This is a genomic window from Streptomyces sp. SAS_272 (assembly GCF_052543235.1).
The window spans coordinates 1-14472 of the sequence record NZ_JBMNDR010000016.1 but is presented as its reverse complement, the minus strand read 5'-3'; the positions used below and the strand labels follow the sequence as shown (position 1 = coordinate 14472).

Genomic DNA, 14472 nt, shown 5'->3' with positions numbered 1-14472 from the left:
GCCCTCCGGCTGGGCGTCCGCGTCCGTACGGGTGGTGTGGCGTGTGCGCGCGGAGGTGAACGGGGATCACTGGGCGTGACCGCTCAGCCCCGTGAGAGGAACACCATGCGTATCCGTTCAGCCCTCGCCGCCACCGTCCTGGGCATCACCCTCGCCGCCGCCGGCGCGACGACCGCCACCGCCGACGAGGGTCCCCGCGAGCACCACCACTTCGGCGGGGACAAGGGCGTCTGCAGCCCGTACATCGGCGCCGTCGACACGGTCTCTGCCGACATCTTCTGGGCCGGCAAGCACTGCGAGCGTTTCTGACGCCATGACGGGCCCCCTCGCCGCGAAGCGAGGGGGCCCGTCCGTGCGACCGGCACACGCCGAGAGCGGGAACTCCTCGCCCGGCTCCCGGCAACTCCGCGCCGGGCGCCAGGAGACGCCCCGGCTACGGCAGCGTCAGGATCTCCGCGCCGCTGTCCGTCACGACGAGCGTGTGCTCGAACTGGGCCGTCCGCCTGCGGTCCTTGGTCACCACGGTCCAGCCGTCGTCCCACATGTCGTAGTCGTGGGTGCCGAGCGTCAGCATCGGCTCGATCGTGAACGTCATCCCGGTCTGGATGACGGTCGTCGCGTGCGGGCTGTCGTAGTGCGGGACGATCAGCCCGGAGTGGAACGAGGAGTTGATCCCGTGGCCGGTGAAGTCCCGCACCACCCCGTACCCGAACCGCTTCGCGTACGACTCGATGACCCGCCCGATGATGTTGATCTGCCGGCCGGGCCTGACCGCCTTGATCGCCCGCTCCAGCGACTCCCGGGTCCGCTCCACCAGCAGCCGCGACTCCTCGTCCACGTCCCCGACCAGGTACGTGGCGTTGTTGTCGCCGTGCACCCCGCCGATGTACGCCGTCACGTCCAGGTTGACGATGTCGCCGTCCCGCAGCACCGTCGAGTCCGGGATGCCGTGGCAGATGACCTCGTTCACGCTCGTGCACAGGGACTTCGGGAAGCCGCGGTAGCCGAGCGTCGACGGGTAGGCGCCGTGATCGCACATGTACTCGTGCGCGACCCTGTCCAGCTCGTCGGTGGTGACGCCCGGCGAGATCAGCTTCGCCGCCTCCGCCATCGCCTGCGCGGCGATGCGGCCGGCCCGGCGCATCGCCTCGATCGTCTCCGGCGTCTGCACCTCCGGCCCGGTGTACGGCGTCGGCGCGGGCTTGCCGACGTACTCGGGCCGGCGGATGTTGCCGGGCACCGAACGGATGGGGGACAGCTCGCCTGGGACGAGCAGTGACTGGCCAGACATGCCAGTGAGTCTAACGAGCGGCCATGGGGGAACATGACGATGGCGAGAGGAGCCGTCATGCCCCTGTTCAAGAAGCGGACCGCCGGCAAGCCGGGCGAGTGGTACTACTGCCTGGAGCACAAGAAGGTCGAAGAGGGTCCCGAGTGCCCGGCCAAGGACCGCTTCGGCCCGTACGCCACCCGCGGGGAGGCCGAGCACGCGATGCAGACCGCCCGCGAGCGCAACCTCGAGTGGGAGAACGACCCCAAGTGGCACGACGCCCCCAAGGGCGGCGCGCCGGACGGCGGCTGATCAGCCGTCCCGAGCGGGCGCGGGTGCGGCCGCGCGTTGCGCGCGCAGCCGCACCGCGTGCTCGTTCGTCCGGGCGTCGTAGGTCATCAGCCCCGGCAGACACACCGCCAGCAGCCCCACCGCGCCCACGCACAGCAGACCGCCCGACCAGACGGACGTCCGCACCCCCAGCCAGGCCGCGAAGCCGCCGCTGCGCAGCTGGCCGGCCGTCGGCCCCACCGAGTAGGACAGCAGCTCGATCCCGGCGAGCCGCCCGCGCAGCTCGTCCGGGATCGTCTGGTTCCACATGGCCCCGCGGAAGATGCCGCTGACCATGTCGAAGCCGCCCGCGACCATCAGGCACAGCAGCACCAGCCACACATTGCCGACGAGCCCCGCCCCGGCGATCGCCCCGCCCCACAGCGCGGCCGACAACGCCACCACCCGGCCGTGCCGGTGCACCCGTGACGTCCAGCCGCTGGTCAGACTCACCAGCAGCGCCCCGGCGGGGACCGACGCGTACATCAGCCCCAGCGACCACTCGGCGTGCAGCTCGTCCGCGAGGAACGGCAGCACGGCGAGCGGCATGGCGATGAGCATCGCGGCGAGGTCCACCGCGTACGTGCCGAGGAGCTCCTTGCGGCCCCAGGCGTACCGGGCGCCCTCCGCGATCGCCTTCAGCGAGGGCCGGGCCGCCTCGTGCGCGGCGGGGGACGCGGCGATCCCCACGACGAGGACGACCGACACGACGAAGGTGAGCAGATCGGCGGCGTAGGCCCAGCCGAGCCCGGCGTACGCGACGACGACGCCGGCGAGGGCCGGTCCGGCGACCCCGCCCACGGTCCACCGCAGGGCGTTCAGCGAGGCAGCCGCCGTCAGATGCTCATGGGCGACGATCCGCGGCCACAGCGAGTCCAGCGCGGGCCGCTGGACGGAGCCGAGAGCCGAGGAGAGAGCCGCGACGACGTACAGAGGCCAGAGCGCCGGCCCCGGCAGCACCGCGTTGACCAGCAGCACCGCGCTGAGCAGCCCCTGCCCCGCCTCGGTCCACACGATGAGGAGCCGCTTGTCCATGGCGTCCGCGAGCGCGCCCCCGTACAGCCCGAACACCACGAGCGGCACCAGCTCCACGGCCCCGATCGTGCCGACCGCCACGGCCGACCCGGTCAGCTCCTTCACCTGCACCGGCAGCGCCACGAAGGTCAGGAAGGTCCCGAACCCGGAGATCGTCCCCGAGACCCACAGCCGCCGGAAGTCCCGGGAGGCCCGCCAGGGGGCGAGGTCGGGAAGCAGCGCACGCGGACCGGACGGCGGGGGAGCGGAGGCGGCCAGGGCGTCGTCGTCGGTCACGAGGGGCCATGGTGGGCGGCCACCGAAGAGAGCGGCAACTGCTTTTCCCCTTCGCTTCGCCGCCCCTGCCCGCCCGGCGTCCACCCGGCGTCCACCCGGCGGGCGGGCGTGGTCACCAGGCGGGAGGCGGCGGCGCCGTCAGACGTTCGGCGAGACGGGAGAGCCGGTCGCGCAGCCGCCGGCGCCCCCGGGTCGGCGGCAGCGTCTCGCCGGCCGCCGCGCTCACCAGGTGCTGCACCGTGTCCAGGTCCAGCGGGGAGCCGTCCGGGACGTCCAGCGTCTCGTGCGCCAGGGCCGTCAGCTCCGCCCCGCCGAGGCCGAGGGCCAGGATCGTGACCCCGGCCCGCCGTGCGTCCGACACCCGCTCCAGCAGCGGCACGTCCCCCTCCGGCGTCGCCACCAGCAGCGTCTCGCCGCGCCGCGCCGCCTCGATCCGGCCCAGCCCGACCGCCAGATGCGCCGGGTCCGACGGACGGGGGTGATGACGCACCAGCGTCGGCGCAAGCTCGGGAGTGCCCGACCACGCGGCCTCGTCCACCAGGTGCGCCGCCAGATGCCAGGGCTCGTACCGCGCCGAGCCGACCAGCAGCAGCCCGCCCCCGTGCGACACCACCGACCCCCGCAGCACCGCGGCGAACCGCCGGGTGGCCCCCAGCCACTCGGTCCCGGCGAGCACCTCACGCAGCAGTGCGACCCGTACGGCGTCCATGCAGCCGCATGCTGTCGTGGTCCGGCCGCCGTCGGCCGGCGATCGCCCCGCATTCACCCGACCTGGGGAAGACCGTCGCGCACCCCCACGTAAAGTCGGCCCATGACCTCTACCGACAGTGCACGAAATGCCTCCGCGGGCGCGCCGGCGAAGGCGCCCGCGAAGGACCCGTGGGACCTCCCCGACGTCTCCGGCCTTGTCGTCGGCGTACTCGGCGGCACCGGGCCGCAGGGTAAGGGCCTCGCCTACCGGCTCGCCAAGGCCGGCCAGAAGGTGATCATCGGCTCGCGCGCCGCCGACCGCGCCCGGGCCGCCGCCGAGGAGCTCGGCCACGGCGTGGAGGGCGCCGACAACGCCGAGACCGCGCGCCGCAGCGACATCGTGATCGTCGCCGTCCCGTGGGACGGCCACGCCAAGACGCTGGAGTCCCTGCGCGAGGAACTGACCGGCAAGCTCGTCGTCGACTGCGTCAACCCGCTCGGCTTCGACAAGAAGGGCGCCTACGCGCTCAAGCCGGAGGAGGGCAGCGCCGCCGAGCAGGCCGCCGCCCTGCTGCCGGACTCCCGCGTCGCCGCCGCCTTCCACCACCTGTCGGCCGTCCTGCTCCAGGACCCGGAGATCGACGAGATCGACACCGACGTCATGGTGCTCGGCGAGGAGCGGGCGGACGTCGAGATCGTGCAGGCCCTGGCCGGCCGTATCCCCGGCATGCGCGGAGTCTTCGCCGGGCGGCTGCGCGGCGCCCACCAGGTGGAGTCCCTGGTCGCCAACCTGATCGCCGTCAACCGCCGCTACAAGGCCCACGCGGGGCTGCGCGTCACGGACGTATGAGCGCATGGGGGACACTGGTCGGAGCCAGCCCGGCAGTGTCCCCCGACAGGAGAGAACCGCCCCATGTCCCCCGTTCCCCCGTCCGGCCCGGCCCGGCGACTCGCCCTCTACACCCTCGTCGTCTGCGTGCTCGCCGTGGCCGCGGCGGTCGTCTCGTTCGTGCAGGGCAGCTTCCTGGGCGTCGTCTGGGTGCTGCTCGCGGGCCTGTCGTCCAACATGACCTGGTACTACATGAAGCGCGACAAGGCCCGCCGGGCCGCCGGCGCCGACGTCACGGGCTGATCGCGCAGTACTCGTCCGCGCCCTCCCAGAAGCGGTACAGCGACTGGCCGCAGTACGTGTCGAAGTCGCTGATCCCGAGGGCGCGCAGCACCGCGTCGACCATGTCGAAGAACACGCCGTTCACCGCCGGCACCCACAGCAGCGCGAACACGAACAGCAGCCCGAACGGCGCGAACGGCTCCACCTGCCGCTTCACGTTGTACGACAGCCAGGGCTCGACGACCCCGTAGCCGTCCAGCCCCGGCACCGGCAGGAAGTTCAGGATCGCCGCAGTGACCTGGAGCAGGGCGAGGAAACCGAGCGCGTACCGGAAGTCGGCCGGCACCCCGTCCAGCGCGTCCAGCCAGAAGGGCGCCGTGCACACCACCGCGAACAGCACGTTGGTCAGCGGGCCCGCCGCCGAGATCAGGCTGTGCCGCCAGCGCCCGCGGATCCGGCCGCGCTCGATGAAGACGGCGCCGCCCGGCAGACCGATCCCGCCCATGATCACGAACAGCACCGGCAGCACGACGCTGAGCAGGGCGTGCGTGTACTTGAGGGGGTTGAGCGTCAGATACCCCTTCGCGCCGACCGAGATGTCCCCGCTGTGCAGCGCGGTACGGGCGTGCGCGTACTCGTGCAGACACAGCGACACGATCCACGCCGCCGTCACGAACAGGAACACCGCCACACCCGGCTGCTCGGCGAACCCGGACCAGGTGGCCCAGCCCGTGACCGCCGTGACGGCCAGGATGCCCAGGAAGACGGGACTGATCCGCCGCTCGCTGCGGCGGGAGGTGGCGGCGGTCATGGAGCCCCCTGGGTCGGTTCGCGCGTCGGGCACGCGCAGGTGGAACTGCCCGACCGTACCCGGACGGGGCGTACAGGAGAAACGTCCCGTCCCCGCCCACGGTTCCGGCGGGGCGCCGGCCTCCGCCCGGCGGCCGATCGCGCCACCCCGACGGAACCCCGTGACCGACCCCGATCCCACCGGAGAGAATGAACCCCGTGCGCTATCGCATCCTCGGCACCACCCAGGCACTCCGTCCGGACGGAAGCCCCGTCGCCGTCGGCGGAGCGCGGCTGCGCGCGCTGCTCACCGTGCTGGCGCTGCGGGCCGGCCGGAGCGTTCCCGCGGGGCTGCTGGTGGAGGAGGTCTGGACCGGTGACCCGCCCGCCGATGCGGCGGGCGCCCTGCAGGCGCTGGTCGGGCGGCTGCGCCGGGCTCTCGGGGCCGACGCGATCGACTCCGCCGAGGGCGGCTACCGGCTGGCCGCCGCCCCCGACGACGTCGACCTGCACCGTTTCGAGCGGCTGACCGGCGACGGCGTCCGCGCTCTCGCCGACGACGACCCGGCGAAGGCGGCCGTGCTGCTGGACGACGCGCTCGGCCTCTGGCACGGACCGGCCCTCGTCGACCTGCCCGACCGGACGGCCGAGGCCGGCCGCTGGGAGGCCCGCCGGCTCGACGCGCTGCGCGCCCGCCACACCGCCGCCGTCGCCCTCGGCCAGGCCGAGCAGTCGCTGCCCGAACTCACCGCCCTGTGCGACGTCCACCCCCTGGACGAGCCCCTCCAGGCCCTGCGCCTGCGCGCCCTGCGCGACGCGGGCCGCACCGCCCAGGCTCTGGTCGCCTACGACGAGGTGCGCCGACTGCTGGCCGACCGCCTCGGCGCCGATCCGGGCCCCGAACTCCGCGCCCTCCACGCGGAACTGCTCAACCCCGAGGACACGGGCGCCGCCGGCGTCCCGAGCGCCTACGGCGGCCCGGGGCTCGCGCACGACGCCGGTCCCCCGGGCGGTCCGGGGAGCTCTCGCGACGCCGGGCTTTCCCATGGCGCGGGTGCCGCGGGCGGCCGCGGGCGTTCCGGTGTCCCGGGCGGCCCCGGGTCCTCCCGCGTCCCGGGGGACCCTGAGCGCCCCCGCGACTCCGGCGTGCCGGGCGGTCCGGGCGGTCCGAGCGGTCCGCTGAGCTCCCGTGACCCGGGTGTCCCGGGCGGTCCGGGCGGTCCGGGTCTCCCTTCCGCCTCCGGGAGCTACCGCGGCGCCGATGTCCTCCGCGACTTCTGCGGCTTCGACAGTCTCGACGGGGCGAACCGTTCCGGCGGCATCGGCGGGTCGGGCGGCGCCGGCGGCTTCGGGGTGTCCGGTGGCTCCGGCCGTCCGGCGCGGGACGGTCTCCCCGGTTCCCCTGAGCGCCGTCCGACGGCGAAGAGCACCGGGAGCCCGGGGGACACGGGGAGCCCGGGAGGCAGGGCCTCCGGCGGCCCGGCCTTCGCTCACTCCGGGCCGGCCGGCCCGAGTCACGCCGGCGCGGGCGCCGACGCCCCGAAGCCGCGAGCCCCCGGCAACCTCCGCGCCCGGCTGACCTCCTTCGTCGGGCGCGAGGACGACATCGCGGCCATCCGGGAGGACCTGGCCGGCGCGCGGCTCGTCACCCTGCTCGGGCCCGGCGGGGCCGGCAAGACACGGCTGTCTCAGGAGGCCGCCGAAACCGTCCGGGACATCGCGAGCGACGGAGTGTGGCTGGCCGAGCTCGCGCCCGTCGCCGCCCCGGACGCGGTCCCGCAGGCCGTCCTCACCGCCGTGGGAGCCCGCGAGACCGTGCTGTACGGCGCCGGCGCCGAGGAGCTGCGGGCCGCCGCGGAACGCCACGGCGACCCCGTGGAGCGGCTGGTCGAGCACTGCGCCCGGCGCCGCATGCTGATCGTTCTCGACAACTGCGAGCACGTGGTGGAGGCGGCCGCCCGGCTCGTCGAGGAACTGCTGGCGCGCTGTCCGCGGGTGACGGTGCTGGCCACCAGCCGCGAGCCGCTCGGCGTGCCCGGTGAGAGGCTGCGTCCGCTCGATCCGCTGCCCGAGCCGGTCGCCCTGCGGCTGCTCGCTGACCGGGGCGCGGCCGCCCGGCCGGGGTTCCGCACCGAGGACGACCCCGAGGCCTGCGCCGAGATCTGCCGGCGTCTGGACGGTCTTCCCCTCGCCCTCGAACTGGCCGCGGCCCGGCTGCGCCTGCTGACGCCACGCCAGATCGCCGACCGCCTCGACGACCGCTTCCGCCTCCTCACCTCCGGCAGCCGCACGGTGCTGCCGCGCCAGCAGACCCTGCGGGCCGTCGTCGACTGGTCCTGGGACCTGCTCGACGCGGACGAACGCGACGTGCTGGCCCGGCTTTCCGTCTTCGCGCGCGGCTGCGACCTCGCCGCCGTGGAGGCCGTGTGCGGCATCGCCCCCGGCGGCGGCGAGGACGGCGGTCGTGGCGTGCGGGACGCCCGCGCGGGCCGGCCGCCCCGCGAACCCCTCGACGCCCTCGCCTCGTTGGTCGACAAGTCCCTCGTCGTCGCGGCCCCGGCGCCCGGCGGAGACATGCGCTACCGGCTGTTGGAGACGGTCGCCGAGTACGCGGCCGAGCGGCTGGACGAGTCGGGCGGACGGGCCGCCGCCGAGCGCGCGCACCTGACGTACTACCGCGAGTTCGCCCGCACCACCGAGCCGTTGCTGCGCGGTCCCGGTCAGCGCGAGGCCGCCGAACGCATCCAGCTGGAGTACGAGAACCTGCGCACCGCGCTGCGCCGCGCGGTCGCCGCCCGCGACGAGCAGGAGGCGCTCAGCCTGACGCTGTCCCTCGTCTGGTACTGGCAGATGCGGGATCTGCGCCTCGAGGCGGGAGCCTGGTGCGCCGAGGTCATGGCCCTCGGCCCCGATCCCTTCGCCGAGCCGTTGCGCCGGGCGGCCCCGGTGTGGAAGCCCTGCACCGACTTCCCGCCGCCGCTCACCGGCGAGACCCTCCTGGAGGCCCGCCGTGGCGTCCACCTTGCTCATCTCGCCTGTATGGAGAACCAGTCGGACGACTGGCAGAGCCCGGCGGCGCAGCGCAAACTGACCCTGATCGCACAGGCTTACGAGCCCGGTCTCCCGCAGACCTGCCGTGCACCCGGCCTGCTCTGGTTCTTCGCCGTGATGCTGACCGGCGACACCGACCGCATGCGCGTCATCGTCGACGCCAACGTGGAGACCTGCCGCCGGACGCCCGGTTACGAGTGGGAGCTCGCCTCCTGTCTGCAGATGCGCGCCAACGTCTTCGCCAACCGCGCGGACTCGGCCGGCAGCGCCTTCCGCGACGCGGACGAGGCCCTGGAGATCTTCCGCCGTCTCGGCGACGTGTGGGGCATCGTGGAAGCCCTGTCCGCGCGCGCCGAAGCGTATGAGCGGCTGGGCGACTACCGCCGCGCCGCCGACGACTACGTCGACGCCAGGGAGCACGCCGAACAGATCGGCGCCCGCGCCCACTCGGCGGTCCTCGGCGCCCGGCTGGGCAGCGTGCTGCTGGAGGCGGGCGACGGGGAGCAGGGCGAGCGCCTGCTGCGCGAGGTGATCGACGGTCCGGCGCACGGCGGCAACGAGGCCGCCCCCGCGGCCCGTCTCTTCCTGGCCGGCCGGCTCGGTTCGACCGGGCGCATCGCCGAGGGCCGCGAACAGCTCCGGCTGCTGCGCGAGAGCGTCACGTTCGGGAACTTCGCGGTCTTCGACGCGTTCATCCTGGGCGCGGAGGCCTGGCTGGAGGTGGTCGACGGCCGGTACGAGCAGGCCCTGCCGGGGATCCGCTCCGCCCTCGGCCGGGCGACCGACCCGGTGTCCCAGGCCGTCGCCCCGCACCTGCGCTCCTTCTATCTCTCCATCGCCGCGGCCGCCCTCACCGGCGTGGACGGCGGCGCGGACGCCGGCGCCCGCTGTCTCGGGGCCGCCGCCGCCCTGCTGCCGCCGCGCCACGTCCCCCCGCGCCTGGAGCGCGAGGCCCGTGAACTCGCCCTGAGCCGCACCCGCGCAGCGCTCGGCGACGAACGCTTCGAGCGGGCGTACGCCGAGGGCGGCGGCCTCTCCTACGAGGAGGCCACCGCCCTGGTGTGACGCGTCGATCCGGGCCGGCCCGGGTCGCAACGACCCGGCGGGCCGGCCCGGTCGTGCCGGCCCGGCGCACCGCCCGCGGCTCAGGTCTTCGTGCGGAACTTGTGGATCGCGACCGGCGCCATCACCGCGGTGAGCCCCGCCGACCAGGCGAGCGTCACCCACAGGCCGTGCGCGACCGGACCGCCCACCATGAGGCCGCGCGCCGCGTCGGCGAGCGCCGACAGCGGGTTGTAGGCGGTGAAGTTCTGCAGCCAGCCCGGCATCGACCGGGTCGGCGCGAAGATCGACGAGCCGAACTGCAGCGGCATCAGCACCAGGAAGCCCATCGCCTGCACGGACTGCGCGCTCTTCATGATCACGCCGAGCGTGAGGAACACCCACATCAGAGCCGAGCCGAACACGGTGGCCAGCCCCACGGCGGCGAAGAGACCGGGCCAGTGCGTGATGTCGAAGCCCACCAGCACGGCCACCACCATGAGGATCACGCACGCGACCAGCATGCGCATCAGCTCCACGACGATCTTGGCGAAGAGCACCGAGCCCCGTCCGATGGGCAGCGACCGGAAGCGGTCCATGACCCCGGAGTTGAAGTCCGTGTTGAAGCCGGTGCCCACGCCCTGCGCCATGTTCATCCCCATCATGGCCAGCAGGCCGGGAATGACGTACTGCACGTACGCCTCCTGACCGCCGCCCAGCGACTGCCCGATGGAGCCGCCGAAGACGTACACGAAGAGCAGGGTGAAGATCACCGGGAAGAGGACCGCGTCGAACATCGACTCCGGGTCCTGTCTGATCCACAGCAGGTTGCGGCGGATGAGCGCGCCGGTGTGCCGCAGGTGGCTGCGCACCGGGATGCGTCCGTCGGCTGCCGTGCTGATGTCGATCGTGGCCGCGCTCATACGGCGACCTCCTCGCGGGTCTCGGTGGGCGTGGCGTCGTTCGGGGAGGAGCCGGCGCGGTGGCCGGTGAGGGAGAGGAACACTTCGTCCAGGCTGGGCAGTTCGGTGGTGAGGGAGGTCAGGGTGACGCCGCGGGCGCTGACCGCGCCGATGACGGCGGTCAGCTGTTCGTCGCTCAGCACCGGGACCAGGACCGAGCCGCGTTCGGCGTCCACGGCGGTGGCGGCGAGCCCGGTGATGCCGAGCTCGTCGAGCCAGCCGGCCAGCGGTCGCAGCTGCAGCGGGTCGGCGGGCCGGATCCGCAGGGTGCGGCCGCCGACCCGGGCCTTCAGCTCCTCGATGCCGCCGCCCGCGATGACCTTGCCCCGGTCCACGACGGTCAGCTCGGAGGCGAGCTGCTCGGCCTCCTCCATGTACTGGGTCGTCAGCAGGACGGTGACGCCGTCCCCGACCATGGACTTGACCTCGGTCCACACCTCGTTGCGGGTGCGGGGGTCCAGCCCCGTGGTGGGTTCGTCGAGGAACAGCACGCTCGGCCGTCCGATCATCGACGCGGCGAGGTCCAGCCGCCGCCGCATGCCGCCGGAGTAGGTGGCCACGGGCCGCTTGGCGGCCTCGGTGAGCGTGAACCGCTCCAGCAGTTCGTCGGCGCGCACCCGGGCGTCCCGGCGGGACAGGTCGAGCAGCCGGCCGATGAGGTACAGGTTCTCCCACCCGGGGAGCTTCTCGTCGACGGAGGCGTACTGGCCGGTGAGGCCGATCACCCGGCGCAGCTGCCGGGGCTGGGCCGCGACGTCGTAGCCGGCGACGGTCGCCCGGCCGCCGTCGGCGGCCAGCAGGGTGGACAGGATCCTGACGAGGGTGGTCTTCCCGGCGCCGTTCGGACCGAGGACGCCCATCACGGTGCCCTCGCGCACATCGAGGTCGACCCCGTCCAGCGCCTTCGTCTCGCCGTAGTGCTTGACCAGCCCCCGGACGGTGACGGCGCTGCCCGCGCCGCTGGGGTTGTTGTGGATTCGCGTCATGCCGCAACAGTGGCAACCGCCGCCGACAGACTTCCGACAGAGCGCCGACACCGGCCACAGGCTCCTGCGGGGAACCGGCATGCCGCCTACAGACCGCCTACAGACCGCCTACAGACCGCCTGCAGAACCGCCCACGGAAATGCCTGCAGGCCGCCTCGGACCGCCCGCGGTGCGCCGACGGAGTGGACGCGACCGGGGACTCCGTCCCGCCCGTGCGTCCACCCGGTCGGCGCGGCCGGCTCAGTGGACGCTGTGCTCGTCCAGCGGGAACGCTCCGCCGACGACGTCCTCGGCGAACGCCTTCGCGGCGTCGCCCATCACCTGACGCAGGTTCGCGTACTGCTTGACGAACTTCGGCACCCGGCCGCCGGTCAGCCCGAGCATGTCGGTCCACACCAGCACCTGGGCGTCGGTCTCGGCGCCGGCGCCGATGCCGACGGTCGGGATGTGCAGTACGCGCGTGACCTCGGCCGCCAGCTCCGCCGGGACCAGCTCCAGCACCACAGCGAACGCGCCGGCGTCCTGCACGGCCTTGGCGTCCCGCAGCAGCTGCTGGGCCGCCTCCTCGCCGCGCCCCTGCACGCGGTAGCCCATCGCGTTCACCGACTGCGGGGTCAGGCCGATGTGCGCCATGACCGGGATGCCGGACTCCACCAGCAGCTCGATCTGCCGGTGCGAGCGCTCGCCGCCCTCCAGCTTCACGGCCCCGACCCCGGCCTCCTTCACCAGGCGCGTCGCCGAGCGCAGCGCCTGCACCGGGCCCTCCTGGTAGGAGCCGAAGGGCAGGTCGCCGACGATCAGCGCACGGGAGGTGCCCCGCACGACGGCCGCCGACAGCATGGTCATCTCGTCGAGGGTGACGGGCACGGTCGTCTCGTAGCCGAGGTGGCAGTTGCCCGCCGAGTCGCCCACGAGCATCACGGGGATACCGGCCTCGTCGAAGACGGAGGCGGTCATCGCGTCGTAGGCGGTGAGCATGGGCCACTTCTCGCCGCGTTCCTTGGCGAGGGCGATGTCGCGGACGGTGATTCGGCGGGTGCCCTTGCCCCCGTACAGCGCGTTGCTGCCGTCGGTGGGCTTCTGCGGGGCATTCCGGGCAGCCGAGAGCTGCGTCATGGCAACGGCTCCTAACGTCATCTCGAGGCGCCCTCACGGCGTCCCCGGACCACTGCCCATGGTGGCACTTCGCCCGGGCGAGAGCCAGAGCGCCCGCTGTGGGTAAAACCTCAGTAAGAAACGTGCCCGGCCTTTCCGATACGAGACGGGTCCGTATCGGAAACGCCTAAGCTCGGCGCATGACTACTCCTGCCGTCCCCACCGCTCCGCGGATACCGGAAGCGGTGCACCGGCGTCGTTGGGCGATCCTCGGCGTCCTGATGCTGAGCCTGCTGATCGTGGTGCTCGACAACTCGATCCTGAACGTCGCGATCAAGACGATCTCGACGCCCGCCCCGACCGGCCTCGGCGCCACCCAGAGCGAGCTGGAGTGGGCGATCAACGCCTACACGCTCGTCTTCGCGGGACTGCTGTTCTCCGCCGGCCTCCTGGGTGACCGGATCGGCCGCAAGAAAGTCCTGCTCGGCGGACTCGCCGTGTTCGGCATCGGCTCCGCGCTCGCGGCCGAGTCCGGCTCGCCCGCCCAGCTCATCGCCTTCCGCGCGCTGATGGCCCTCGGCGCCGCCTTCGTGATGCCCGCCACCCTCGCCGTCCTGATGAACGTCTTCGAGCGGGAGGAGCAGCCCAAGGCGATCGGCATCTGGGCGGGCGGCGTCGGGCTCGCCATCGCGATCGGGCCCATCACCGGCGGTCTGCTCCTCGCGCACTTCTGGTGGGGCTCGGTGTTCCTCATCAACGTGCCCATCGTGCTGCTCGCGTTCGGGCTGATGATGTGGCTGGTGCCCGAGTCCCGCGACCCGAATCCCGGCCGTCTCGACCCCGTCGGCGTCGCCCTGTCGGTCGTCGGCCTGGTCCTGCTCGTCTACGGGATCATCAAGGGCGGTGAGCTGGCCGACTTCACCGACCCGACCGTGCTCGTGACCATAGGGGCCGGACTGGCGGTCCTCGCCGCGTTCGTGGTGTTCGAGAAGCGCAGCGACCACCCGTCGGTCGACGTCGGGTACTTCCGGAACAAGGTGTTCTCGGCCGCGATCTCCGTCATCGCGCTCGTCTTCTTCGCGCTGATGGGCGTGACGTTCTTCTCGGTCTTCTACACCCAGAGCGTGCGCGGCTACTCGCCGCTGCAGACCGGTCTGCTGCTGCTGCCGCTGGCCGCCGCTCAGCTGATCTTCGCGCCGCGCGCCCGGCTCGTCGTGGACCGCATAGGGGTCAGGGCCACGACCACGGCGGCGATGCTCCTCCTCACCGCGACGCTGGCGGCGTTCGCCCTGCTGGAGGCGGACACCCCGATCTGGCTGCTGGAGGTCGTCTTCTTCTGCATGGGCGCCGGGATGGCCCACATCATGACCCCGACCAGCGTCGTCATCATGCAGGCCCTGCCCCGCGAGAAGGCCGGCTCGGCCTCCGCGCTGAGCAACACCTTCCGCCAGGTCGGCGGCGCGCTCGGCATCGCCGTCCTCGGCTCGGTGCTGTCGACCTCGTACCGCGACGGCATCGAGGGCAGCCTCGGCACGCTCCCGGAGGGCCTGCGGCACACGGCGGGCGAGTCGATCGAGGCGACCCTGGGGGTCGCGGCGAGCCTCGGCGAACGGGGCAAGGCGCTGGTCGGCCCCGCCGACGACGCCTTCCTGCACGCCATGCACGTCACCGCCCTGTGCGGGGCCGGGGTGGCGCTCGTGGGCGCGGCCGTGGTCGCGGCGTTCCTGCCGGGCCGCCCGAAGCCCGTGCCCGCCGACGCGGAGGAGGAACAGCCCGCCCGGACCACGTCGTAGTGGCCGGCGGGCGGGGGGGGGGGGGGGGGGGGGGGGGGGGGGG

At 73.5% G+C, this 14472-nt stretch carries 13 protein-coding genes; 6 read left to right on the top strand and 7 right to left on the bottom strand.

Features of this window, described 5'->3' with window-relative positions; all coding sequences use genetic code 11:
• Positions 1–105: 105 nt before the first annotated feature.
• A complete protein-coding gene (locus ACN6LD_RS12670) occupies positions 106–309 on the top strand; it encodes a hypothetical protein (protein WP_319191269.1) in 204 nt (67 codons plus the stop codon).
• A gap of 124 nt (positions 310–433) precedes the next feature.
• Here the strand turns inward: ACN6LD_RS12670 and map are convergent, their stop codons facing one another.
• Positions 434–1291 carry a type I methionyl aminopeptidase gene (gene map, locus ACN6LD_RS12665; RefSeq protein ID WP_319191267.1) on the bottom strand — a complete coding sequence of 286 codons (858 nt, stop codon included), beginning with the start codon at positions 1289–1291 and terminating at the stop codon, positions 434–436.
• A gap of 57 nt (positions 1292–1348) precedes the next feature.
• Between map and ACN6LD_RS12660 the strand changes: the two genes are divergently transcribed.
• A complete protein-coding gene (locus tag ACN6LD_RS12660; RefSeq protein WP_057583260.1) occupies positions 1349–1582 on the top strand; it encodes a hypothetical protein in 234 nt (77 codons plus the stop codon).
• Here ACN6LD_RS12660 and ACN6LD_RS12655 read toward each other — a convergent pair whose 3' ends face one another.
• Both ACN6LD_RS12655 and ACN6LD_RS12650 read right to left on the bottom strand, forming a co-directional pair.
• The gene (locus tag ACN6LD_RS12655; protein WP_319191264.1) at positions 1583–2911 is read right to left on the bottom strand and encodes an MFS transporter; all 1329 of its coding nucleotides are present in this window, start codon (positions 2909–2911) and stop codon (positions 1583–1585) included.
• Positions 2912–3023: 112 nt separating this feature from the next.
• Positions 3024–3620 (bottom strand): hypothetical protein, encoded by a 597-nt coding sequence (locus ACN6LD_RS12650; RefSeq protein WP_319191262.1) that lies wholly within the window; start codon positions 3618–3620, stop codon positions 3024–3026.
• Positions 3621–3722: 102 nt separating this feature from the next.
• On the opposite strand from ACN6LD_RS12650, the gene npdG reads away from it, so the two are divergent.
• Positions 3723–4451 (top strand): NADPH-dependent F420 reductase, encoded by a 729-nt coding sequence (npdG, locus tag ACN6LD_RS12645; RefSeq protein WP_319191260.1) that lies wholly within the window; start codon positions 3723–3725, stop codon positions 4449–4451.
• A gap of 63 nt (positions 4452–4514) precedes the next feature.
• A complete protein-coding gene (locus tag ACN6LD_RS12640; protein ID WP_445043181.1) occupies positions 4515–4733 on the top strand; it encodes a hypothetical protein in 219 nt (72 codons plus the stop codon).
• On the opposite strand, the gene ACN6LD_RS12635 is transcribed toward ACN6LD_RS12640, so the two are convergent.
• Positions 4723–5523: a site-2 protease family protein gene (locus tag ACN6LD_RS12635; RefSeq protein WP_445043180.1), complete on the bottom strand. Its 801-nt coding sequence runs from the start codon at positions 5521–5523 to the stop codon at positions 4723–4725. The genes ACN6LD_RS12640 and ACN6LD_RS12635 overlap by 11 nt on opposite strands.
• 188 nt (positions 5524–5711) lie before the next feature.
• Here ACN6LD_RS12635 and ACN6LD_RS12630 point away from each other — a divergent pair, with 188 nt between their 5' ends.
• A complete protein-coding gene (locus ACN6LD_RS12630; protein WP_445043179.1) occupies positions 5712–9617 on the top strand; it encodes an AfsR/SARP family transcriptional regulator in 3906 nt (1301 codons plus the stop codon).
• Between the two features lie 80 nt (positions 9618–9697).
• Here the strand turns inward: ACN6LD_RS12630 and ACN6LD_RS12625 are convergent, their stop codons facing one another.
• The 3 genes from ACN6LD_RS12625 to panB all read right to left on the bottom strand — a co-directional run bounded on the left by ACN6LD_RS12625 (position 9698) and on the right by panB (position 12657).
• The gene (locus ACN6LD_RS12625; protein WP_445043178.1) at positions 9698–10516 is read right to left on the bottom strand and encodes an ABC transporter permease; all 819 of its coding nucleotides are present in this window, start codon (positions 10514–10516) and stop codon (positions 9698–9700) included.
• Positions 10513–11541 (bottom strand): ATP-binding cassette domain-containing protein, encoded by a 1029-nt coding sequence (locus tag ACN6LD_RS12620; RefSeq protein WP_319186881.1) that lies wholly within the window; start codon positions 11539–11541, stop codon positions 10513–10515. Before ACN6LD_RS12620 ends, ACN6LD_RS12625 begins: the two co-directional genes overlap by 4 nt.
• Positions 11542–11781: 240 nt before the next feature.
• Complete coding sequence (gene panB, locus ACN6LD_RS12615) at positions 11782–12657, bottom strand: 3-methyl-2-oxobutanoate hydroxymethyltransferase (protein WP_319186882.1); 876 nt, start codon at positions 12655–12657, stop codon at positions 11782–11784.
• Positions 12658–12836: 179 nt separating this feature from the next.
• Between panB and ACN6LD_RS12610 the strand changes: the two genes are divergently transcribed.
• Entirely contained in the window at positions 12837–14429 is a 1593-nt protein-coding gene (locus tag ACN6LD_RS12610) for an MFS transporter (protein WP_319186883.1), read from the top strand.
• Positions 14430–14472: the final 43 nt, after the last annotated feature.